The organism is Pseudomonas sp. JAI120 (assembly GCF_014207255.1).
Classification (GTDB): domain Bacteria; phylum Pseudomonadota; class Gammaproteobacteria; order Pseudomonadales; family Pseudomonadaceae; genus Aquipseudomonas.
Window position 1 is genome coordinate 2,297,018 of record NZ_JACHCZ010000001.1, and the last position, 22,004, is coordinate 2,319,021.

Here is a 22,004-nt window from a genome sequence, read left to right on the forward strand (position 1 = left end):
ACCCGCCGGGCTCGTGGCCAGGCGGAGTGATCAGGGTGGGTAAACCCTGAGGTCTTGGCCTTTTGCGTGGTTACGCAAGGGGGTCACAGTAAAACGCGGCGCATTGTACACCGCTCGACAGCTTGAAGCCGTACCCGCGGAGCGCGTGCGACGATCTGTCAGGTATTCCTTACAGCGGTAAATAGGCCAATCAGGCCGCGAGCTAGACGTAAATTAATCGTTACAGCATGGAAAATCGGCGTTACAGCTGTAAGTTTTCGAAAAAATGGCGGTAGGAAAATTCATCAACATTAGCGACGCCAGCTCGCTGTATTTCCTGAAGAAAAAAAGCTGGCGAAAAAACAGAAGAAAAAATCCAAATGAGACCGTGTCAATAAAATTTTTGCATTCCCAAACACTCTCACCTAGGTTCTTTCACTTGCCCAGCGAAGCCCGCTGGCAAGCCGTTCTCAAACAACGTCCTCTAGGAGATACACCATGCAAGTACTGGAAAACGACCTGGAAACCGAACTGCAACTCGACGATTGGTTTGAAGCGCCGACCCACGAGGCCGCCGTTGAAATGATGCAAGCCGATGCCGTTGTGCCCTTTGGCACGGCGATGTGGCCTTTCTGACACCCGGCACGTATTCGGCAGGTGCTGTGCACGGCACCTGCCTCCTTACCCAAGGCACACAAGGACACACGTCATGGACAAGGCCCGCGCCGTTGAACACTTTCTCTACTACCTTGCACACCATCCGGCCCTCAGCGGCCTGAGCTGCCCCACCGTGCTGCTGGGCCACACCGAGCGCTACGACGCCATCGCCCAGGCGATCACCCAGAGCAGCGCCGCCCGTTTCAACTTCCAGGTGCAGCGCCTGGACCTGGCCGACAGCGACCGCCTGGCGCAGGCCATCGAAGCCTGCGACCTGTACCTGTTCCTCTACGACTCCTCCACCCTGCCCAACCCGCGCGCCGAGGGTCCGGACTTTATCCGTGCCCTGCAAGGCGTGATGGCCGAACACTGGAAGAAATCCCTGCTGTTCAAGGATTACGGCGACTATTTCTACGACACCTTCAGCGTCGAGCCGCAGCGCATCGCCGACCTCAACGCCACGCTGATCCGGCGCATGTCCCAAGCCGCTGTACTGAGCTTTACCGACAAACACGGCTCACGCCTGCAGGCGCCCATGAGCAGCATCAAGAAGTGGACCAATATCAACGGCATCGGCAACCACGACCTGGCCCCCGGCGAAATCGCTACCCACAGCGAGGCCATCAATGGCCAGGTGCGGTTTGTCGGCACCTTTCTCAGCACCATCCCCTTCGCACGCAAGTACGGCGTGCTGCAGTCACCGCTGGAACTGTGGATCGAGAACTCAACCATCTGCAGCGTGGCCAGTGACGTGCCGGGACTGGCCGACGACTTCAACAAATACCTGAATGCCAACCCGTCCAACCGCCGGGTGGAGGAGCTGGGGATTGGCACCAATGAAGGGGTGAAGGACCTGTATGCGCGCAATGCCGGGTTTGAGGAGCGCCATTGCGGCTTGCACCTGGGCTTGGGTGGCGGGCAGAAAGGCAGTCATCACCTGGACCTGATCTTTGCCAGCGGGGTGTTGGCGTTGGATGACAAACCCGTCTTTGACGGCACCTTTGCGTTCTGAACATCGACCTTGAAAGCAATGGGGTCCGAATGTGCGGTTTGCTCGCGATAACGGTGCTTCTTAAGCCGAGAACACCTCTATCGCGAGCCAGCACTTTCGATGCCGAGCAGGTTGAAGAATGTTACGTGAGCACATCACAAACGGGTGGCACCGGCGCGCAGGTGGTTATCGAGGTAAATAGACCGTAGGTGTAGTCCAGCGCTTCAGAGCTGATCACCTGGTCAACGGTCCAAGTCCCCGGCCAAGGCGCGGAATCGCCCGGCGTGTGGAAAACCAGCGTGGCCTCACGATCCAACCCTGGTACGCCGCTTACCGGATAGTACGCCGCAGAGCTCGGATGCTGGCGCTTCCAGCGTTCCCACAACAGATCAAGGTAACAGTGGTGCAGGAAAAACACCGGATCGTTGGGCGAGGTGGGCAGCGACATGTTACCGCCCACCCAACGGTGCACAGGATCATGCAGCATGCCTTCGCAATAATTGACCCAACTGTCCGGCCCTGGCCCATAAGGTGTCTTGGACAGCGCGCTTAGCACTTGCTCGGAGTCCGGCAAGTGCGCGCCGGGCTCTGTGCCCAGTTCCCGGCGCAAGCCCGAATCGCCCAATTCCAGGTCCCATAGACGAACTTCAAAGCGGCCACCCTGTAAGGCAAATGGACCCGACGTAATACGCTGGTCTTGAGCACTGTCGCCATTGCCGCCCAAAAAGCCAGGAGTGAACGGATTACTTGGGCCCTCCAACGACCAATCCCAAAACGGCAGGGTGAGGGAGGAATCGCTGACGGCGCGTTGCAAATCCTGCTCGAACTGGCGCAGGAATACACGGTGCCAGGGGAAAAACAACGGCGAGCGGTGCGGCATCGGCATGAAAGCACCCGGACCACCCATGGCGCTGCGGTGAACCTGTACGTAATCGTCATAGCGTTTTTGGCGTCCGGGACGCAGGACACTCTCGACGTCGTTTTTCAGCAATAGGATGGCCTGGATAAGAACGTCTTTCTGGCCGCGGGTCATGTAGCGATGATTGATGCGAATATCCACGGAAATAGCCTCGTAGCAAAAAGTGAGTACGAGGCCCAATCTAGTGCCCTCTCCACCAAAGCCGGTGGTAACTGTTTAGCCCGGGGCGCACAACAATCCCTCGGCGAATGAAGATCCACCTGGGCACTCAGACGTAAATCCAGCTCAAAAAAAACGCCAACTTCGACAGTTGGCGTTTTTTTATGCAGTGTCTAAAACATCACTGTGGCTTCTTACGACCAAAACCAGGACGCTGACCCGAACCGGCCGGTGCGCCACGGCGCTTGCCCGATGGCTCGTCCGCGACCAACTTCAAGCCTGGACGCTTTTTCGGCGCGGGCTTGGCTGGGCGCTTGGTGTTGGCGCTGTCGGCTGGGTGATCGGATGCCGGAGCACCGCGACCGGCGTCACCACGGTTGCTGCGACCACCGCTTGGCGCTTCGCCACGACCGGCCGGGCGCGGGGTGCGGGGAGCACGCTCGCCTTCCTGACGCGATGGCGCGGTTGGACGACGCTCGCCTTCGATGTGCGGCTGACGCGAGATACGCCCGCCGGTAGCCGGTGCATCCAGCGCCGGGCGCAGGGTGCGGGCAACGCGTTCGGTGCGGGCCACAGGGCGCGACGATTTACGCTGCATACGATCGAGCTTGTCTTTGCTCTTGGCGTTCATCTGCGGCATGGCGACCGGCGTCAGGCCGACTTCGGCGCTGAGGATGTCGACTTCGTACTGACTCATTTCGCGCCAGCGGCCCATTGGCAGGTCGGAGTTGAGGAACACCGGGCCAAAACGCACGCGCTTCAGGCGGCTGACCACCAGGCCCTGGGATTCCCACAGGCGACGCACTTCACGGTTACGGCCTTCCATCACCACGCAGTGGTACCAGTGGTTGAAACCTTCACCGCCCGGCGCCTGCTTGATATCGGTGAACTTGGCCGGGCCGTCTTCCAGCACTACGCCGGCCTTGAGGCGTTCGATCATCTCGTCATCGACTTCACCACGTACACGCACGGCGTATTCGCGGTCCATCTCGTAGGACGGGTGCATCAAGCGGTTGGCCAGTTCACCGTCGGTGGTGAACATCAACAAGCCAGTGGTGTTGATGTCGAGACGACCGATGTTGATCCAGCGGCCTTCTTTGGGCTTGGGCATCTTGTCGAACACGGTCGGACGGCCTTCCGGGTCGTCACGGGTGCAGATCTCGCCATCGGGCTTGTTGTACATGATCACGCGGCGCACCGATTCGGCGGCCTCTTCACGCTTGATGACCTTGCCATCAATGGTGATTGCATCGTGCAGGTCGACGCGCTGGCCAAGGGTGGCCTCGACGCCGTTGACCTTGATGCGCTTCTGGGTGATCCAGGCTTCGACGTCGCGGCGCGAGCCCACGCCGATACGCGCCAGCACCTTTTGCAGCTTTTCGCCTGCAGGGCCGATTTCCTGGCTGTCGTTCTGGTCTTTATCGTTCATCTTAAGCACCTCCCGGTGGGTCGATTCAGGCGTGGCCTGAAGAGTGTTGAAAGCGGGGCTTTGGCCGAATAGGTCGGCAAAGGGTCGCGAATCATACGCGCATGGCGCGCGTTGCGCATCAGAGACTAGTCGATAAGCGCCAGGTCAGTGGTTTTTCCGCCGACCGGTGATGCCCAGGGCAACACATGACCCCATGTGGGATAGCGTCAGTCTTCGAACTGGCGGCGTTCGGCCTCGATGGCCTCGGCCAGTGCCCTGGCTTCGTCTTCCTCGTCACTCAGGGGCGGTTGTTCGAGGGCGGCGACGGCGGCCAGGAGTTTTTCGCGGGCTTCGGCCACGCCGAGGACATCGTCTTCGGCTTCGACGTCAGGCTCAGATTCAACACTCACCTGGGCTTCCGGCTCGGCCGCACCATCACGCAGCAAGTCGTCAAAGTCGGTCTTGATGCCCTGCTCCATGTCGTCCAGTTCCAGCAACAACGTATGGAAACTGGTTTCGTCCTTTGGCTCTTCCAACTCGGCCGTGGCGTCGGCCAGTTCCTGCAAGCTCGCCGGGACCGGGGCGTCGTCGAAGTCGAGGACCGGCTCGGCCTCCATCTCGCGCAATTCGGCCAGGGGCGGCAGATCGTCGAGGTTCTTCAGGTTGAAATGGTCAAGGAACACCTTGGTGGTGGCGAACATCGCCGGTTTGCCGGGCACGTCGCGGTAGCCGACGATGCGGATCCACTCGCGCTCCAGCAGCGTCTTGACGATATGGCTGTTGACCGCCACGCCCCGCACGTCCTCGATTTCGCCACGGGTGATGGGCTGGCGATAGGCGATCAGCGCCATGGTCTCCAGCATCGCCCGTGAATAGCGCTGCGGGCGCTCTTCCCAGAGGCGGCCGACCCACGGGGAAAACTTCTCACGGATCTGCAGGCGATAACCCGACGCCACCTCGCGCAGTTCAAAGGCGCGGCCGTCGCAGGACTTGCGCAGGATTTCCAGCGCCTTCTTGAACACCGGCGGTTCAGGGCGCTCGGCTTCCTCAAACAGTTCGAACAGGCGCTCCAGGGATTGCGGTTTACCCGAGGCCAGGAGAAAGGCCTCCAGCAACGGGGCCAGTTCGCGGGGTTCAGTCAGATTCATCGATTCAGCTCTTTATTCGGCTCGCGCCCGCACGTGGATAGCCGCAAAAGGCTCATTCTGGACCAGCTCGACCAAGGATTCCTTGACCAGTTCGAGGACCGCCATAAAGGTCACCACCACCCCCAGGCGCCCTTCTTCTGCCGTGAACAGCTCGACGAACGGCACAAACCCGCCGCCTTTGAGGCGTTCGAGCACATCGCTCATGCGCTCGCGGGTGGACAGGGCCTCGCGGCTGACCTGGTGGTGTTCGAACATGTCGCCCCGACGCAACACCTCGGCCATGGACATCAGCAACTCTTCCAGGCTCACGTCCGGCAGCAGCTTGCGCGCGCGGGCTTCCGGGGCGTCAAGCTTGGGTACCACCACGTCGCGGCCCACGCGGCTCAGGCCGTCGATGCCTTCGGCGGCGGCCTTGAAGCGTTCGTACTCTTGCAGGCGGCGGATCAGTTCGGCGCGTGGGTCGTCCTCTTCGGCCTCGACCGTCTCCGCGCGCGGCAACAGCATGCGCGACTTGATCTCGGCGAGCATGGCGGCCATCACCAGGTACTCGGCAGCCAGTTCCAGGCGTACCGACTGCATCAACTCGACATAGCCCATGTACTGGCGGGTGATTTCCGCCACCGGGATGTCGAGGATGTTGATGTTCTGTTTGCGGATCAGGTACAGCAGCAAGTCCAACGGGCCCTCGAAAGCCTCAAGGAAGACTTCCAGGGCGTCCGGCGGAATGTACAGGTCCAGCGGCATTTCCAGCACCGCCTGGCCATAGACCATGGCAAACGGCAGTTCCTGCTGGGCGCCCGCCTGGCTGTCGACGGTTTCCACGGCTGACATTCAGGCCTCAGCCATAAAGGGCGCAGGATCGCCGCAACCGACACGGATCACTTCAGGTTCGCCGTCGGCCAGGTTGATCACGGTGGAGGCCTTGTTGCCGCCGAAACCGCCGTCGATGATCAGGTCGACCTGTTTTTCCAGCAATTGGCGCATTTCGTATGGGTCTTCCAGCGGCTCGGTGTCGCCGGGCATGATCAACGACACACTCATCAGCGGCTCACCCAGCTCGGCCAACAACGCCAGGGCGATAGGATGCTCCGGCACCCGCAGGCCGATGGTGCGTTTTTTCGGGTGCAGCAGCAGGCGCGGCACTTCGCGGGTGGCGTTGAGGATAAAGGTGTAGGGCCCGGGCGTATGGGCCTTGAGCAGGCGGAAGGTGCCGGTGTCGACCTTGGCGAACAGACCCAGCTGGGACAAGTCGCTGCAGATCAGCGCAAAGTTGTGCTTGTCATCCAGCTGACGCAGGCGTCTTACACGTTCGACTGCGCCCTTGTCGCCGATCTGGCAACCGATGGCGTAGGACGAATCGGTTGGGTAGATCACCACGCCACCGGCGCGAATGATCTCTACGGCCTGCTTGATCAGGCGCGCCTGGGGGTTTTCCGGATGAATCTGGAAGAATTGACTCACGGGTTCTACCTGTTCAGACGGTGGCAATAATGGGGTCATGCTTGAATCTCCCCCACAACAGCGGCAAATCTTCCGGGACCGCGCGGTACTCGCCGATCTCGGACCAGCCGCCAGGGCCATGAAAATCACTGCCGGCGCTGACCAGCAGACCAAATTCGCGGGCAAGGATCGACAGGCTCCCCACCTGTTCGGCGGGTTGAAAGCCGTTGACCACTTCAATCGCATGCCCGCCCGCTCCAATATAGTCGCCAATCAGCTTGCGACGCTTGCTGCGGGTGAAATCGTAATGCCAGGGATGCGCCAGGCTGACCCAGGCCCCGGAGGCCCGCAGGGTCTCGACGGTGTCTTCAAGGGTCGGCCAATGTTGCTTTACATCGCCCAACTTGCCGGCGCCCAGCCATTTGCGAAAAGCTTCGGCGCGGTCTTTGACAAAACCTTCACGCACCATCCAGTCGGCAAAGTGCGGACGGGCCGGCGCGTTGCCGCTGTCGCCCAGTTCCTGCTGGATGGCGCGGGCGCCGTCGAGGGCGTTGGGCATGCCTTTGAGGCTGAGTTTTCGGCTTATTTCTTCGGACCGCAGCCAGCGGCCATCGTGCAATTGCGCGATAGCCTCCACCAACGGCGGCGCTTTTTGATCAAAACCGTAGCCGAGCACATGAATGGTGGCGCCGCCCCAGGTGCAGGACAACTCCACCCCGTTGACCAGCTGCATGCCCAGGGCATGGGCCGTTGTACGGGCTTCGTCGAGGCCTTCGAGGGTGTCGTGGTCGGTCAACGAGAGGACTCGCACGCCTTTTTCAAACGCACGCGCAACCAGTACCGCGGGCGCCAGTGCGCCGTCGGAGGCCGTGCTGTGGCAGTGCAAATCAACATTCACGGGGGTGTGTTACCTCAAGTCAGCTGGCGCTATCGCAACCAAGGATGTTTGTTATTATGCCGCCACATCCAGCTTCTGGCTCTTACTGTGAAACAATTCATCGACTTCATCCCGCTGTTGCTGTTTTTCATCGTTTACAAACTCGACCCCAGGGTCATCGATCTGGCCGGCCATGAGCTGACCTTCGGCGGCATCTACAGTGCCACCGCCGTGCTCATCATCAGCTCCGTCGTGGTCTACGGCGCCATCTTCATTTCCCAGCGCAAACTGGAAAAAAGCCAGTGGCTGACCCTGGTCGCCTGCCTGGTCTTCGGCAGCCTGACCCTGGCCTTCCACAGCGAAACCTTCCTTAAATGGAAAGCGCCGGTGGTGAACTGGCTGTTTGCCCTGGCGTTCATCGGCAGCCACTTCATCGGTGATCGCCTGCTGATCAAGCGGATCATGGGCCACGCGCTGACCCTGCCGGAACCGGTGTGGACACGCTTGAACGTGGCCTGGATTGCGTTTTTCATCTTCTGCGGCGCCGCCAACCTGTTCGTGGCGTTTACTTTCCAGGACTACTGGGTCGACTTCAAAGTGTTCGGCAGCCTGGGCATGACCGTGCTGTTCCTGGTCGCCCAGGGCATCTACCTGTCGCGCCACCTGCATGACACCGAGCCTACTACGCCGAAAACCGAGGACTGACATGCTCTACGCCATCATTGCCACCGACGTTGCCAACTCGTTGGAAAAACGCCTGTCCGTACGCCCGGCTCACGTGGAGCGCCTCAAGGTGCTGCAAGCCGAAGGCCGCATTGTGCTGGCCGGCCCGCATCCGGCCGTGGACAGCAACGACCCGGGCGACGCCGGTTTTACCGGTAGCCTGATCGTCGCCGAGTTCGCGTCACTGGCCGACGCCCAGGCCTGGGCCAAGGCTGATCCCTATGTCGCAGCCGGTGTCTACGCCGACGTGGCGGTCAAACCCTTCAAGCAAGTCCTGCCCTGATCCTGGTTGCGCCGAACCTATTGAGTGCGGCGCACGCCTAATTGCTCATTATTTTCGGCAACCTGCCGACAACGTTCTGAATATTCGTGTGGAATCAGGAGTTCCGATGCGCTTACGTCAGTTGTGTCTGTTGGCAGTGTTAATGATCGGGGCTACGGCCCACGCTGAAGAAACCTCGAACACCGGCAGTTCCACGCCCCTGTCCTTGAGTGCCGGCGCCCAGATCACCGAGTTGCAGCAACGCTTGAAAGAAAGCGAACGGCAGCGTGAAGAACTGAGCAGGCAACTGCAGAGCGCGGATGCTGCCCGCGAAAGCGCTCAATTGAGTCGCCTTCGCCAGGAGAACCAACGCCTGGCCCAGCAACTCAAAGATGCACAGGGCGGCGCCTTGACCCGATGGCTGACCGAGCAGCAACAATGGTTCGTCACCGGTGGGGCCGTCGCACTGATCGCCCTGCTGTGCGGGATCTTCGCCAGCGGTGGACACCGTCGTCGTCGACAATGGCTAAATTGAGTGAGTCATGAGCGAGCTGTTACTGATAGATGATGACCAGGAGCTCTGCGAGCTGCTGACCAGTTGGCTGAGCCAGGAAGGTTTCCAGGTGCGCGCCTGCCACGATGGCTTGAGCGCGCGCAAGGCCTTGGCCGACAACGCGCCGGCGGCGGTGGTGCTCGACGTGATGCTGCCCGACGGCAGCGGCCTGGAGCTGCTCAAGCAATTGCGTAACGACCACCCGGAGTTGCCGGTGCTGATGCTCTCGGCGCGGGGCGAACCCCTGGACCGCATCCTCGGCCTGGAACTGGGCGCCGACGACTACCTGGCCAAGCCCTGCGACCCACGCGAACTTACCGCCCGCCTGCGCGCGGTATTGCGCCGCAGCCACCCGGCCGCCGTGTCCAGCCAACTGGAACTGGGCGACCTGTGCTTCAGCCCGGTGCGCGGCGTGGTCAGCATCGATGAGCAGGAATTCACCCTCACCGTCTCCGAAAGCCGCCTGCTGGAAGCTTTATTGCGCCAGCCCGGCGAGCCACTGGACAAGCAGGAACTGGCGCAGATCGCCCTGGGCCGCAAGCTGACCCTTTACGATCGCAGCCTGGACATGCACGTCAGCAACCTGCGCAAGAAGATCGGCCCGCACCCGGATGGCCGGCCACGGATCGTGGCGTTGCGTAGCCGGGGCTACTACTACAGCCTTTAACCCCCACCGCGCCTACAGGGTTTTGTCAGTTCGCAACAAAACCCTCTTTACCCAAGCTTTACCCACACCTGACCGCCGCTGACCTTGATCTCCGTAATCTACTCACATCCGGACTCGCCGGAATAGAGACAGGAGAATCACCATGCGCAAGACCCTTATCGCTTTGATGTTCGCCGCCGCCCTGCCGACCGTTGCCATGGCCGCTATGCCCGAAGGCCCAGGCCCGATGGGCGGCCCTGAAGGTCACATGATGGGTGGCCCGGGCCACGGCGGTGAACACGGTCCGCGTGGCAAAGGCGGCCCCTTCAGCCAACTGGACCTGAGCCGCGAACAGCGCGAGCAGATCGGCAAGCTGATGGGCGACCAATGGCACGCTCGCGAGGACCTGGTCAAAAAGTACCTGGACAAGCTCCCGGCCGCCGACCAGAAAGCCATGCAGGATGAAATCGCCGCCGGCAAGCAGAAAACCCAGGCCGACATCCGTGCCGTGCTCAAGCCTGACCAACAGAAGAAGTTCGACGAGATCGTCAAGAAGCAAGAACAGCGCCGTGCCGAATGGAAGGAATTCCAAGCCTGGAAAGCGCAACAGCCGCAAAAAGCGCAATAATGCTCCAGCGTTAACGCTCCCAGCCCAGTGGCCCCCGCCACTGGGCTTTTCCTGTTTGAGGGTTTCCTGTGCGTTCATTGTTCTGGCGCATCCTGGCCAGTTTCTGGCTGGCCATCGCCCTGGTTGCCGGGCTGTCGATCCTGCTTGGGCACATGCTTAACCAGGATGCCTGGATTCTCAGCCGTCACCCCGGCCTCAATAACCTGGCGCAAGAGTGGACCCAACTCTACGAAGCCCAGGGCGAGGATGCTGCCCAAGACCTGCTGCAACAGCGCAAACGCCAGTACCATATCGACGTGCAAGTGCTCAACGAAAGCGGCGAGCCGGTGGTGCGCGGCACCTTCCCGCGCCGCGCCGCCGCCTTCGAAGCCCGTCAGAACGACAGCAAGGAAGGCCATCTGCCCTGGCGGCGCCTGACCGCCGAGTACACCAGCGAGAAGACCGGCGACACGTACCTGTTGATCTACCGCATCCCGCACCCGGAGCTCGACGAATGGCATCGCAGCAGCCTGGCATGGCCGTTGAGCGCGCTGGTGATTGCACTGGTGGTGCTGACCTTGTTCAGCCTGTTCGTCACCCTGTCCATCACGCGCCCCTTAAGCCGCCTGCGCGGTGCGGTGCATGACCTCGGCCAGGCCACCTACCAGCAAAACAGCCTGGCGCAGCTGGCCAACCGTCGCGATGAATTCGGCGTACTCGCCACCGACTTCAACCGCATGGGCGCCCGCCTGCAAAGCCTGATCGGCAGCCAGCGCCAATTGCTGCGCGATGTGTCCCACGAACTGCGCTCGCCCCTCGCCCGCCTGCGCATCGCCCTGGCCCTGGCCGAACGCGCCAGCTCCGAAGAACGGGAAAAACTCTGGCCACGCCTGACCCGCGAATGCGACCGCCTGGAAGCCCTGATCAGCGAGATCCTGGTACTGGCCCGCGTCGATGCCGACAATGCCAGCGCCGAAGACGTCGACCTCATCCCACTGCTCAAAACCCTGCAAAAGGACGCCCAACTCAGCGCGCCGGACCAAGTGGTGCAACTGAGCACCGACCCGGACCTGCAACTGAAGGGCTGGCCGACCATGATCGAACGGGCTGTGGATAACCTGCTGCGCAACGCCCAGCGCTTCAACCCGCCGGGGCAACCGATCGATTTGCACGCCCAGCGCCGGGGCGAACGTATCGTGATCAGCGTGCGCGACCATGGCCCCGGTGTGGAGGCCGAACATTTGAGCCAACTTGGTGAACCGTTCTACCGCGCTCCCGGCCAGACGGCCCAAGGCCACGGACTGGGCCTGGCGATTGCCCGACGCGCGGCCGAACGTCACGGCGGCAGCCTGATCCTGGCCAATCACCCAGCCGGTGGTTTTATCGCCAGCATCGACCTGCCGTTGGTACCAGGGGTTGTCACGCCGGTGTGATGATCTTCTATAGTGGCCCTTCTCTTAAGGAGGGCCTTTGATGACTGACCTGCTGACTCCCATCCAAGCCGCACTCGATCTACCCCACACCCCGCTGAGCTTCACCGAGGCGGGCGCCCTGCCCTCGACCTACGCCGTCACCGAACTGGCCAGTGCCAGCATCGGCGCCGCCGGGCAGGCCGTCGCCCAACTGATCCAGCAACAGACCGGGCGCTTACCCAGCGTGAGTGTGGACCGACGCCTCGCCTCCTTCTGGTTTTCTTCCTCGATCCGCCCGCTGGGCTGGCAAGTGCCGCCCCTGTGGGACCCGGTGGCCGGCGACTACGCCAGCGCCGACGGCTGGATTCGCCTGCACACCAACGCGCCCCATCACCGTGCCGCCGCCGAACGGGTGCTGGGCAAGGTCGCCGACCGCGCCGAGATGGCCAGCAAGGTCGCGGCGTGGAACGCCGCAGAACTGGAACAGGCGATTGTCGACCACGGTGGCTGCGCGGCGCAGATGCGTACATGGCAGGCCTGGCAGCAACATTCGCAAGGGTTGGCGGTGAACGCCGAGGCGCTGGTCCAACGCCAGACTTTCGAAACTACCACCGATAAACCCTGGCGCGGCTCGGTGGCACGCCCGCTGGCCGGCCTCAAGGTACTGGATTTGACCCGTGTGCTGGCCGGCCCGGTGGCCAGTCGTTTTCTGGCCGGTCTCGGCGCGGATGTACTGCGCATCGACTCACCCACTTGGAACGAACCCGGCGTAATCCCGGAAATGACCCTGGGCAAACGTTGCGCGCGCCTGGACCTGAAAACGCCCGAAGGCCGGCTGACTTTCGAGAGGTTGCTCAAGGACGCCGACATCCTGTTCCACGGTTACCGCGCTGACGCCCTGGAGCACCTGGGCTACACCGCCGCTGAACTGCAACACATCGCCCCCGGCCTGATCGACGTCAGCCTCAACGCCTACGGCTGGAGCGGCCCGTGGCGTAATCGCCGGGGCTTCGACAGCCTGGTGCAGATGAGCAGCGGGATCGCCGAGGCGGGCATGCGCTGGAAACACGCGGATAAACCGGTGCCACTGCCGTTGCAGGCGCTGGATCACGCGACCGGGTATCTGATGGCGGCCAGTGCGATTCAGGCGCTGAGCGAACGGCTGCAGTCCGGGCGCGGTGGTTCGGCGCGGTTGTCGTTGGCGCGCACCGCAACGTTACTGGTGCAAGCAGGCCAAGTGCCCGAGCAGCCGGCTTTGCGAGAGGAAGAACCAGGGGATCAAGGCCTGGTCGTCGAACAGACCGCCTGGGGCCAGGCCCACCGGCTGCTGCCCCCGCTGACCATCGGTGGAACGCCATTGCAATGGGATTTGCCGGCTGGAGAATTGGGCTCGCACAGGCCTCAATGGTGACTTGACGGCCGCTATCGGGAGCAAGCCCCCTCCCACACTTTGATGGGTGAACATATTCAAAATGTGGGAAGGGGCTTGCTCCCGATAGCGGCCAGTCCCCTCACCCCATCACAACGACAACAACCCACTGTACAACCCATACGCCGCCAGCCCTGCACCGGCGATCACGCAGCTGAAAATGCCTTTCTCTACGTGGGTAAACAACGGCTGGCCCTGTTCGCGCTTGGCCAGGGCGAACAGGATCACGCCTGGCGCATACAACAGCGCCGACAACAGCAGGTATTTCAGCCCCCCGGCGTAGAGCAACCATACGGCGTAGCCCAGGGCGATCAACCCCACCAGCAAGTCCTTGATGCGATGGCGGTGGGCACCTTCATAGGTTTCACCCCGCCCGCTCAACAGCACGGCATACGCCGCCGACCACAGGTACGGCACCAGAATCATCGACGACGCCAGGTAAATCAGGGTGGTGTAGGTGCTGTGGGAAAACAGCGTGATCACCAGGAAGACCTGGATCATCACATTGGTCAGCCACAAGGCGTTGACCGGCACCTGGTTGGCGTTTTCCTTCTTCAGGAAGGCCGGCATGGTCTTGTCATGGGCGGTGGCGTAGAGGATTTCGGCACAGAGCAGCGCCCAGGACAACAAGGCGCCCAGCAATGAAACCGCCAGGCCGATGCTGATCAGCACCGCGCCCCAGGGCCCGACGATATGCTCGAGCACACCGGCCAGGGACGGGTTTTGCAGGCCGGCCAGCTCCGCCTGGCTCATGATGCCCAGGGACAGCACATTCACCAGCACCAGCAGCAACAGCACGCCAAGAAAGCCGATCACCGTGGCCCGCCCCACGTCCGCGCGCTTCTCGGCCCGCGCCGAATAAACGCTGGCGCCTTCAATGCCGATAAACACAAATACCGTGACCAGCATCATATTGCGCACCTGGTCCACCACACTGCCGAATTGCGGCTTGCCCAGGCCCCAGATGTCAGCCGTGAAAATATCGGCCTTGAACGCCACGGCGGCGATGACCACGAACATCAGCAGCGGTACCAGCTTGGCCACGGTGGTGATCTGGTTGATGAACGCGGCTTCCTTGATCCCGCGCAGCACCAGGAAGTGCACGGCCCATAGCAGCAACGATGCGCAGCCGATGGCCACCGGCGTGTTGCCTTGGCCGAACACCGGGAAAAAATAGCCCAGGGTGCTGAACAGCAACACGAAATAACCGACGTTGCCCATCCACGCGCTGATCCAGTAACCCCAGGCCGAGGAAAAGCCCATGTAGTCGCCGAAACCCGCCTTGGCGTAGGCGTACACCCCGGAATCCAGTTCCGGCTTGCGATTGGCCAGGGTCTGGAAGACGAAGGCCAGGGTCAGCATGCCCACGGCCGTGATCGCCCAGCCGATCAACACCGCGCCCACCTCGGCGCGCGCGGCCATGTTCTGCGGCAACGAGAAGATCCCGCCGCCGATCATCGACCCCACCACCAGGGCAATCAGGGCGCCAAGCCGAAGTTTCTGGGCCGGTTGAGACATGCAGACTCCTGAATAAAAATTGAGCTGACAACCCTGAACTCAACTAATTAAGTCAGCGAGTGTAGCGTTTATTAAAGACAGCGATAAAACCGCCACGCTCATAACTCAACGGCATGACAGTTTATCCAGTTCAGACGTATTTAGAATTTAAATATGGCCACTACTTTGTCGTTTCCAGGTCATTTATTGTCGCCTTTTGGAAAAACTTGCGTATTCAGTAAAAGGGTCTAGTTTCAAACGTCCACACGGCAGACTAAATAATTAATAAAACCGCATAAATCGCTCTGGAACGCGACTTTGCGGGGGAGAGGTATTGCTCGCGACTTTCCTCCTAACTCATTAATTCACAATGGAATGTGCCAATGAAGTGATCTGAGTCAGCTGTTTGATTAGCACACGGAATTATTCTGTGGTCTCTCTTCTCCTGCATTGGAGTTATGCAATGTCTGAATCTCCCGGAAAACTTCGATTGGGTGCACTGGTTGCACTTGTCGTCGGCTCAATGATTGGCGGCGGGATCTTCTCTCTGCCGCAAAACATGGCCGCCAGTGCCGATGTTGGCGCGGTATTGATCGGTTGGGTAATTACCGCCGTGGGCATGCTGACCCTGGCGTTTGTCTTCCAGACCCTGGCCAACCGCAAACCTGATCTGGACGGCGGTGTTTACGCCTACGCCAAGGCCGGCTTCGGTGACTACATGGGCTTTTCGTCAGCCTGGGGTTACTGGATCAGCGCCTGGCTGGGCAACGTCGGTTACTTCGTCCTCCTATTCAGCACCCTCGGTTATTTCTTCCCGATTTTCGGTGAAGGTAATACGCCTGCGGCGGTGATTGGCGCGTCGGTCTTACTGTGGGCCGTGCACTTTCTGGTGCTGCGCGGGATCAAGGAAGCGGCGTTCATCAACCTGGTGACCACGGTCGCCAAGGTGGTGCCGCTGGTGCTGTTCGTATTGATCGCCGTGTTCGCGTTCAAGCTGGACATCTTCACCGCTGACATCTGGGGCGTGAAAAACCCGGACCTGGGCAGCGTGATGAACCAAGTGCGCAACATGATGCTGGTCACCGTGTGGGTGTTCATCGGTATCGAAGGCGCGAGCATCTTCTCGGCCCGTGCTGAAAAACGCAGCGACGTCGGCAAGGCCACGGTGATCGGCTTTATCACCGTGCTGTTGTTCCTGATGCTGGTGAACGTGCTGTCCCTGGGCATCATGACCCAACCGGAATTGGCCAAGCTGCAGAACCCGTCGATGGCCGCCGTGCTGGAACATGTGGTGGGCCACTGGGGTGCGGTGCTGATCAGCGTCGGCTTGATCATCTCGTTGCTGGGGGCGCTGCTGTCGTGGGTGCTGCTGTGTGCGGAGATCATGTTCGCCGCCGCCAAGGACCACACCATGCCGGAGTTCCTGCGCAAGGAAAACGCCAACCACGTGCCGGCCAACGCCCTGTGGCTGACCAACGCCATGGTCCAGATATTCCTGGTGATCACGCTGTTTTCCGCCAGTACCTACCTGTCGCTGATCTACCTCGCCACCTCGATGATCCTGGTGCCTTACCTGTGGTCGGCGGCCTACGCGCTGCTGCTGGCGGTGCGCGGCGAAACCTACGAAAACGCCCTCAAAGAGCGCAGGAAAGACCTGTTCATCGGCGCGGTTTCGCTGATCTACGCGGTCTGGCTGCTCTATGCCGGCGGCACCAAGTACCTGCTGTTGTCCGCCCTGCTCTATGCCCCCGGCGCGATCCTGTTCGCCAAGGCCAAGCATGAACTGGGCAAACCGATTTTCACCAACGTCGAGAAGCTGATTTTCGCTGCGGTAGTCATTGGCGCCCTGGTGGCTGCCTATGGTCTCTACGACGGCTTCCTGACTCTGTAATTGTTGTTCCTTGGAGGATCTGTAATGACCACGGAAAAAGTGAAGTACGGCGTACATTCCGAAGCCGGCAAACTGCGCAAAGTCATGGTGTGCTCCCCAGGTTTGGCCCACCAACGGCTGACCCCTAACAACTGCGATGAATTGCTGTTCGACGATGTGTTGTGGGTGGCCCAGGCCAAGCGCGACCATTTCGACTTTGTGACCAAGATGCGCGAGCGGGATATTGATGTGCTGGAAATGCACAACCTGCTGACCGACATCGTTGCGAACCCCGAGGCCCTGGACTGGATCCTGGAACGCAAGATCACCTCCAACACCGTGGGCCTGGGCCTGGTCGAGGAAGTCAGCTCCTGGCTGCGCAGCCTTGAGCCGCGCAAGATTGCCGAGTTCCTGATCGGTGGCGTGTCGGCCGATGACCTGCCGAGCAGCTTCGGTGGCAAGACCATCGAGATGTTCCGCGACTTCCTCGGCCACGCCAGTTTCATTCTGCCGCCGCTGCCCAACACCCAGTTCACCCGCGACACCACCTGCTGGATCTACGGCGGTGTGACGCTCAACCCGATGTACTGGCCGGCGCGACGCCAGGAAACCCTGCTGGCCAGCGCCATCTACAAATTCCACCCTGAGTTCACCAACGCGGACTTCCAGATCTGGTACGGCGACCCCGACCAGGAACACGGTGCCGCCACGCTCGAAGGTGGTGACGTCATGCCGATTGGCAATGGCGTGGTGTTGATCGGCATGGGCGAGCGCTCGTCCCACCAGGCCATCGGCCAACTGGCGCGCAACCTGTTCAAGAACAAAGCCGTGGAACGGGTGATCGTTGCCGGCCTGCCGAAATCCCGCGCGGCGATGCACCTGGACACCGTGTTCAGCTTCTGCGACCGCGACCTGGTGACCATCTTCCCCGAAGTGGTCAACCAGATCGTGCCCTTCACCCTGCGCCCTGACGAGAGCAAGCCCCACGGCATCGACATTCAGCGGGAGAAAACCAACTTCCTCGAAACCGTGGCCGCTGCGCTCAACCTCAAGGCCCTGCGCGTGGTCGAGACCGGCGGCAACAGCTTCGCCGCCGAACGCGAGCAGTGGGACGACGGCAACAACGTGGTGGCCTTGGAGCCTGGCGTGGTGATCGGCTACGACCGCAACACCTACACCAACACCCTGTTGCGCAAGGCTGGCGTGGAAGTCATCACCATCAGCGCCGGTGAACTCGGCCGTGGCCGTGGCGGCGGCCACTGCATGACCTGCCCGATCATCCGCGACCCTATCGACTATTAAGGAGATTCCATCATGGCTTTCAATATGCGCAACCGCAGCCTACTGTCGCTGATGCACCACACCACCCGCGAACTGAATTACCTGCTGGACCTGTCCCGCGACCTCAAGCGCGCCAAATACACCGGCACCGAGCGTCCGCACCTGCAAGGCAAGAACATCGCGCTGATCTTCGAAAAAACCTCGACCCGCACCCGTTGCGCCTTCGAAGTGGCAGCCCACGACCAGGGCGCCCACGTCACCTACATCGACCCGGTGTCGTCGCAGATCGGCCACAAAGAAAGCATGAAAGACACCGCCCGCGTCCTTGGCCGCATGTTCGACGCCATTGAGTACCGTGGCTTCGAGCAGGAAATCGTCGAAGAGCTGGCCAAGTTCGCCGGCGTGCCGGTGTTCAACGGCCTCACCGCCGAATTCCACCCGACCCAAATGATCGCCGACACCCTGACCATGCGCGAGCACAGCGACAAGCCGCTGCATGACATCAGCTACGCCTACCTGGGTGACGCGCGCTATAACATGGGTAACTCGCTGCTGATGATCGGCGCCAAGCTCGGCATGGACGTGCGTATCGGCGCGCCGAAAGCCCTGTGGCCCCACGAAGACTTCATCAAACAGTGCCAGGCATTCGCCGAGGAAAGCGGCGCACGCATCACCATGACCGAAGACCCGAAAGAAGCCGTCAAAGGCGTGGACTTCATCCACACCGATATCTGGGTGTCCATGGGTGAGCCCGTGGAAGCGTGGGACGAACGCATCGAGCAACTGCTGCCGTACCAGGTCAACGCCAAGATGATGAAGGCCTCGGGCAACCCTCGGGTGAAATTCATGCACTGCCTGCCGGCGTTCCACAACAGCGAAACCAAGGTCGGCAAGGACATCGCCGCACGTTATCCGAACCTGGCCAATGGGGTGGAAGTGACCGAGGAAGTCTTCGAGTCGCCGGCCAACATCGCTTTTGAGCAAGCGGAAAACCGCATGCACACCATCAAGGCGATCCTGGTGTCGGCACTCGCGGATATCTAAAGGCTACACGGGTCAAGTGTGGGAGGGGCGGTGCGACGATTCGACTTGCCCCCGATGGCGGCGGATCAGCTACAGATAAGTTGCCTGACATACCGCTATCGGGAGCAAGCCCCCTCCCACATTGGCCTCTGTGTTCACACCCATAGAAGGATTGCATTATGCGCATCGTCGTAGCTCTGGGCGGCAACGCCCTCCTGCGCCGTGGTGAACCCATGACCGCAGACAACCAACGCGCCAATATCCGTATCGCCACCGAACAGATCGCCAAGATCCATGCCGGCAACGAGCTGGTCATCGCCCACGGCAATGGCCCGCAGGTCGGCCTGCTGTCGTTGCAGGCGGCCGCCTACACCAGCGTTTCGCCTTACCCGCTGGACGTGCTGGGTGCCGAGACCGAAGGCATGATCGGCTACATCATCGAACAGGAGCTGGGCAACCTGCTGGACTTCGAAGTGCCATTCGCTACCCTGCTCACCCAGGTGGAAGTGGACGCCAAGGACCCGGCCTTCCAGAACCCGACCAAGCCCATCGGCCCGGTGTACTCCAAGGCCGAAGCGGAAAAACTCGCCGCCGAGAAAGGCTGGGCCATCGCCCCGGATGGCGACAAATATCGCCGTGTCGTGGCCAGTCCACGGCCCAAACGCATCTTTGAGATTCGCCCGATCAAGTGGCTGCTGGAAAAAAACGCCATCGTGATCTGCGCCGGTGGTGGCGGTATCCCGACCATGTACGGTGAAGACGGCAAGCTCAAGGGCATCGAAGCCGTGATCGACAAAGACCTGTGCTCCTCGTTGCTGGCCTCGCAACTGGACGCCGATTTGCTGGTGATAGCCACCGACGTCAACGCCGCGTTTATCGACTTCGGCAAGCCGACGCAAAAAGCCATCGGCCAGGCCCACCCCGATGACATGGAAAAACTCGGCTTCGCCGCCGGCTCCATGGGGCCCAAGGTGCAAGCCGCCTGCGAGTTCGCCCGCCAGACTGGCAAAACCGCGGTGATCGGTTCACTCTCCGACATCGAAGCCATCGTCCAGGGCAGCGCCGGCACGCGCATCAGCACGGCAACACCTGGCATCACCTATCTGTGAAGTAGAGGAGATACGCCTATGGCCACCTTTGAACCCGGTCACCTGCACGTCGAACGTCACGCCCTTAACAAGGACGACTACAGCTACAACCTGTGCATCGATTACGAAGTCAGCCAGGATCCAAAGGAAGGCAAGGGCATGCTGTTCAAGCTGCACGGCTCGGTGCAGGGCAAGGACCTCAAGGAGGAGTTCTTCTTGCCCAAGGACCAGGCATTCGACTTCGCCCGGCATGCGATGAACATCGCGCAGAAGTATGGGATGCCGAAGACGGCCGTGCTCAATGGTTCGATGCACAAGCAGTACGACCAGATGTTCGAGGATGTGCGGCATCAGCTGGATGTGAAATCGGGCGATCCGGTCAAACCCGAACACCTGGAATAACTGACAAAACTCTGCTCCAACTGTGGGAGGGGGCAAGCCCCCTCTCACATTTTTTGATCTCTATCGCCTGTCAGGCATACTTGCCGCCTCTCGCTCCCCAGAATTGTTAGCGCCCCATGCGTATCCACGTCAGCTTCATCGACCGCGTCGGCATTACCCAGGAAGTCCTGGCCTTGCTTGGTGGGCGCAATCTCAACCTGGATGCGGTGGAAATGGTGCCGCCCAACGTCTACATCGACGCCCCGACGCTCAGCGCCGAGGTGCTCGAAGAGCTGCGCGACGCGCTGTTCAGCGTGCACGGCGTACAAGCCGTAACGGTAGTGGATATCCTTCCCGGCCAACGCCGCCACCTGCAACTCGACGCCCTGCTGGCGGCCATGACCGACCCGGTGCTGGCCCTGGACAGTGCGGGCAAGATCCTGCTGGCCAACCCGGCAATGATTGCACTGTACGGGCGCGAGCCAGCGGGGGAAAGCATCGCCGAGCTGTTCAATGACCCGGCATTACTGGACACCTTGCTGGAACAGGGCTTTCGCCTGCCCCTGCGCGAGATCAGCGTCAACGGCCAGACCCTCTTGCTGGACGCCACGCCGATCACCGATGCCGGCGCCCTGCTCACCCTGTACCAACCCAACCGCATCGGCGAACAACTGTCGGCGCTGCACCACGATCATGCCGAAGGCTTTGATGCGCTGCTGGGCGAGTCCCCGGTGATCCGCACGCTCAAGGCACGCGCACAACGGGTGGCCGCACTCGATGCTCCGCTGTTGATCCAGGGCGAAACCGGCACCGGCAAGGAGTTGGTGGCGCGGGCCTGCCACGCCATCAGCGCACGCCACAGTGCGCCGTTTTTGGCGTTGAACTGCGCGGCGCTGCCGGAGAATCTCGCCGAGAGTGAATTGTTCGGTTACGCCCCCGGCGCCTTTACCGGCGCCCAACGCGGCGGCAAGCCAGGGCTGATGGAGCTGGCCAACCAGGGCACGGTATTTCTCGATGAAATCGGCGAAATGTCGCCCTATTTGCAAGCCAAGCTGCTGCGTTTTCTCAACGACGGCAGCTTCCGCCGGGTGGGCGGCGACCGCGAAGTGAAGGTCAATGTGCGCATCCTCAGCGCCACCCACCGCGACCTGGAAAAAATGGTCAGCGAAGGCACCTTCCGCGAAGACCTGTTCTATCGCCTCAACGTGCTCAACGTCGAAGTTCCGCCCCTGCGTGAACGCGGCCAGGACATCCTGCTGCTGGCCCGCTACTTCATGCAGCAGGCCTGTGCGCAGATCCAGCGCCCGGTGTGCCGCCTGGCGCCCGGCACCTATCCGGCGCTGTTGGGTAACCGTTGGCCGGGCAATGTGCGCCAGCTGCAGAACGTGATCTTCCGCGCCGCCGCCATCTGCGAAAGCAGCCTGGTGGACATCGGTGACCTGGACATCGCCGGCACCTCCGTGGCCCGCCAGAACGACGGCGAAGTCGATAGCCTGGAACAGGCCGTCGAGGACTTCGAGCGCAGCCTGCTGGAGAAGCTCTACGTCAGTTACCCCTCGACCCGGCAGTTGGCCAGCCGCCTGCAAACCTCACACACCGCCATCGCTCACCGCTTGCGCAAGTACGGCATTCCCGGAAAACCCTGAGCGCCTGC

Annotated in this window: 22 protein-coding genes; 15 read left to right on the top strand and 7 right to left on the bottom strand. The window is 61.3% G+C overall.

Annotated elements, in window-relative coordinates; genetic code table 11:
• Positions 1 to 477: 477 nt before the first annotated feature.
• Together HDC32_RS10840 and HDC32_RS10845 are read left to right on the top strand one after the other, a co-directional pair.
• Positions 478 to 615, top strand: coding sequence for a hypothetical protein (locus HDC32_RS10840; RefSeq protein ID WP_034100099.1), 138 nt, complete (start codon positions 478 to 480; stop codon positions 613 to 615).
• Between the two features lie 73 nt (positions 616 to 688).
• Positions 689 to 1,648, top strand: a complete 960-nt coding sequence (locus HDC32_RS10845) for a leucyl aminopeptidase (RefSeq protein ID WP_131697871.1) — start codon at positions 689 to 691, stop codon at positions 1,646 to 1,648.
• A 121-nt stretch (positions 1,649 to 1,769) separates the two neighbouring features.
• On the opposite strand, the gene HDC32_RS10850 is transcribed toward HDC32_RS10845, so the two are convergent.
• From HDC32_RS10850 to HDC32_RS10875, 6 genes are all read right to left on the bottom strand, one after another.
• A complete protein-coding gene (locus tag HDC32_RS10850) occupies positions 1,770 to 2,687 on the bottom strand; it encodes a tyrosinase family protein (RefSeq protein WP_184743912.1) in 918 nt (305 codons plus the stop codon).
• 199 nt (positions 2,688 to 2,886) lie between these two features.
• A complete protein-coding gene (gene rluB / locus HDC32_RS10855; protein WP_092488924.1) occupies positions 2,887 to 4,134 on the bottom strand; it encodes a 23S rRNA pseudouridine(2605) synthase RluB in 1,248 nt (415 codons plus the stop codon).
• Between the two features lie 206 nt (positions 4,135 to 4,340).
• Positions 4,341 to 5,261, bottom strand: coding sequence for an SMC-Scp complex subunit ScpB (scpB, locus tag HDC32_RS10860; RefSeq protein WP_184743916.1), 921 nt, complete (start codon positions 5,259 to 5,261; stop codon positions 4,341 to 4,343).
• A 12-nt stretch (positions 5,262 to 5,273) separates the two neighbouring features.
• Entirely contained in the window at positions 5,274 to 5,972 is a 699-nt protein-coding gene (locus HDC32_RS10865; protein WP_169898658.1) for a ScpA family protein, read from the bottom strand.
• Between the two features lie 120 nt (positions 5,973 to 6,092).
• A complete protein-coding gene (locus HDC32_RS10870) occupies positions 6,093 to 6,722 on the bottom strand; it encodes an L-threonylcarbamoyladenylate synthase (protein WP_027605571.1) in 630 nt (209 codons plus the stop codon).
• Between the two features lie 13 nt (positions 6,723 to 6,735).
• Positions 6,736 to 7,599, bottom strand: coding sequence for a PHP domain-containing protein (locus HDC32_RS10875; protein ID WP_027605570.1), 864 nt, complete (start codon positions 7,597 to 7,599; stop codon positions 6,736 to 6,738).
• 87 nt (positions 7,600 to 7,686) lie between these two features.
• Here HDC32_RS10875 and HDC32_RS10880 point away from each other — a divergent pair, with 87 nt between their 5' ends.
• The 7 genes from HDC32_RS10880 to HDC32_RS10910 all read left to right on the top strand — a co-directional run bounded on the left by HDC32_RS10880 (position 7,687) and on the right by HDC32_RS10910 (position 13,192).
• On the top strand, positions 7,687 to 8,283 hold the full coding sequence (locus HDC32_RS10880) for a septation protein A (protein ID WP_090400540.1): 597 nt from the start codon (positions 7,687 to 7,689) through the stop codon (positions 8,281 to 8,283).
• Between the two features lies 1 nt (position 8,284).
• Positions 8,285 to 8,584, top strand: coding sequence for a YciI family protein (locus HDC32_RS10885; protein ID WP_090400541.1), 300 nt, complete (start codon positions 8,285 to 8,287; stop codon positions 8,582 to 8,584).
• Between the two features lie 106 nt (positions 8,585 to 8,690).
• Positions 8,691 to 9,098 carry a translation initiation factor 2 gene (locus tag HDC32_RS10890; RefSeq protein ID WP_184743919.1) on the top strand — a complete coding sequence of 136 codons (408 nt, stop codon included), beginning with the start codon at positions 8,691 to 8,693 and terminating at the stop codon, positions 9,096 to 9,098.
• A gap of 7 nt (positions 9,099 to 9,105) precedes the next feature.
• Entirely contained in the window at positions 9,106 to 9,783 is a 678-nt protein-coding gene (locus HDC32_RS10895) for a response regulator transcription factor (protein WP_131697875.1), read from the top strand.
• A 142-nt stretch (positions 9,784 to 9,925) separates the two neighbouring features.
• Positions 9,926 to 10,390, top strand: coding sequence for an LTXXQ domain protein (locus HDC32_RS10900; protein ID WP_184743922.1), 465 nt, complete (start codon positions 9,926 to 9,928; stop codon positions 10,388 to 10,390).
• A 68-nt stretch (positions 10,391 to 10,458) separates the two neighbouring features.
• Entirely contained in the window at positions 10,459 to 11,802 is a 1,344-nt protein-coding gene (locus HDC32_RS10905) for a HAMP domain-containing sensor histidine kinase (protein ID WP_145337872.1), read from the top strand.
• Between the two features lie 40 nt (positions 11,803 to 11,842).
• Complete coding sequence (locus HDC32_RS10910) at positions 11,843 to 13,192, top strand: CoA transferase (protein ID WP_184743925.1); 1,350 nt, start codon at positions 11,843 to 11,845, stop codon at positions 13,190 to 13,192.
• 108 nt (positions 13,193 to 13,300) lie between these two features.
• Here HDC32_RS10910 and arcD (HDC32_RS10915) read toward each other — a convergent pair whose 3' ends face one another.
• Positions 13,301 to 14,728: an arginine-ornithine antiporter gene (arcD, locus tag HDC32_RS10915; protein WP_145337870.1), complete on the bottom strand. Its 1,428-nt coding sequence runs from the start codon at positions 14,726 to 14,728 to the stop codon at positions 13,301 to 13,303.
• Positions 14,729 to 15,170: 442 nt separating this feature from the next.
• Between arcD (HDC32_RS10915) and arcD (HDC32_RS10920) the strand changes: the two genes are divergently transcribed.
• The 6 genes from arcD (HDC32_RS10920) (at position 15,171) to HDC32_RS10945 (ending at position 21,996) form a co-directional block, all read left to right on the top strand.
• Positions 15,171 to 16,598, top strand: a complete 1,428-nt coding sequence (arcD, locus tag HDC32_RS10920) for an arginine-ornithine antiporter (RefSeq protein WP_131697880.1) — start codon at positions 15,171 to 15,173, stop codon at positions 16,596 to 16,598.
• 24 nt (positions 16,599 to 16,622) lie between these two features.
• Positions 16,623 to 17,879 carry an arginine deiminase gene (gene arcA / locus HDC32_RS10925; RefSeq protein WP_131697881.1) on the top strand — a complete coding sequence of 419 codons (1,257 nt, stop codon included), beginning with the start codon at positions 16,623 to 16,625 and terminating at the stop codon, positions 17,877 to 17,879.
• Between the two features lie 12 nt (positions 17,880 to 17,891).
• Positions 17,892 to 18,902 (top strand): ornithine carbamoyltransferase, encoded by a 1,011-nt coding sequence (locus tag HDC32_RS10930; RefSeq protein WP_184743927.1) that lies wholly within the window; start codon positions 17,892 to 17,894, stop codon positions 18,900 to 18,902.
• A 158-nt stretch (positions 18,903 to 19,060) separates the two neighbouring features.
• Positions 19,061 to 19,990 carry a carbamate kinase gene (gene arcC, locus HDC32_RS10935; protein WP_131697882.1) on the top strand — a complete coding sequence of 310 codons (930 nt, stop codon included), beginning with the start codon at positions 19,061 to 19,063 and terminating at the stop codon, positions 19,988 to 19,990.
• A gap of 18 nt (positions 19,991 to 20,008) precedes the next feature.
• Complete coding sequence (locus HDC32_RS10940; RefSeq protein ID WP_131697883.1) at positions 20,009 to 20,371, top strand: DUF5064 family protein; 363 nt, start codon at positions 20,009 to 20,011, stop codon at positions 20,369 to 20,371.
• Positions 20,372 to 20,487: 116 nt separating this feature from the next.
• The gene (locus tag HDC32_RS10945) at positions 20,488 to 21,996 is read left to right on the top strand and encodes a sigma-54-dependent transcriptional regulator (RefSeq protein WP_131697884.1); all 1,509 of its coding nucleotides are present in this window, start codon (positions 20,488 to 20,490) and stop codon (positions 21,994 to 21,996) included.
• Positions 21,997 to 22,004: the final 8 nt, after the last annotated feature.

Excerpts from the sequence above, each read along its gene's own strand:
- HDC32_RS10840 (WP_034100099.1), top strand. The coding sequence starts at position 478 with ATGCAAGTACTGGAAAACGACCTGGAAACCGAACTGCAACTCGACGAT.
- HDC32_RS10845 (WP_131697871.1), top strand. The coding sequence starts at position 689 with ATGGACAAGGCCCGCGCCGTTGAACACTTTCTCTACTACCTTGCACAC.
- rluB (WP_092488924.1), bottom strand. The coding sequence starts at position 4,134 with ATGAACGATAAAGACCAGAACGACAGCCAGGAAATCGGCCCTGCAGGC.
- scpB (WP_184743916.1), bottom strand. The coding sequence starts at position 5,261 with ATGAATCTGACTGAACCCCGCGAACTGGCCCCGTTGCTGGAGGCCTTT.
- HDC32_RS10885 (WP_090400541.1), top strand. The coding sequence starts at position 8,285 with ATGCTCTACGCCATCATTGCCACCGACGTTGCCAACTCGTTGGAAAAA.
- HDC32_RS10890 (WP_184743919.1), top strand. The coding sequence starts at position 8,691 with ATGCGCTTACGTCAGTTGTGTCTGTTGGCAGTGTTAATGATCGGGGCT.
- HDC32_RS10895 (WP_131697875.1), top strand. The coding sequence starts at position 9,106 with ATGAGCGAGCTGTTACTGATAGATGATGACCAGGAGCTCTGCGAGCTG.
- HDC32_RS10900 (WP_184743922.1), top strand. The coding sequence starts at position 9,926 with ATGCGCAAGACCCTTATCGCTTTGATGTTCGCCGCCGCCCTGCCGACC.
- HDC32_RS10910 (WP_184743925.1), top strand. The coding sequence starts at position 11,843 with ATGACTGACCTGCTGACTCCCATCCAAGCCGCACTCGATCTACCCCAC.
- arcD (WP_145337870.1), bottom strand. The coding sequence starts at position 14,728 with ATGTCTCAACCGGCCCAGAAACTTCGGCTTGGCGCCCTGATTGCCCTG.
- arcD (WP_131697880.1), top strand. The coding sequence starts at position 15,171 with ATGTCTGAATCTCCCGGAAAACTTCGATTGGGTGCACTGGTTGCACTT.
- arcA (WP_131697881.1), top strand. The coding sequence starts at position 16,623 with ATGACCACGGAAAAAGTGAAGTACGGCGTACATTCCGAAGCCGGCAAA.
- HDC32_RS10930 (WP_184743927.1), top strand. The coding sequence starts at position 17,892 with ATGGCTTTCAATATGCGCAACCGCAGCCTACTGTCGCTGATGCACCAC.
- arcC (WP_131697882.1), top strand. The coding sequence starts at position 19,061 with ATGCGCATCGTCGTAGCTCTGGGCGGCAACGCCCTCCTGCGCCGTGGT.
- HDC32_RS10940 (WP_131697883.1), top strand. The coding sequence starts at position 20,009 with ATGGCCACCTTTGAACCCGGTCACCTGCACGTCGAACGTCACGCCCTT.
- HDC32_RS10945 (WP_131697884.1), top strand. The coding sequence starts at position 20,488 with ATGCGTATCCACGTCAGCTTCATCGACCGCGTCGGCATTACCCAGGAA.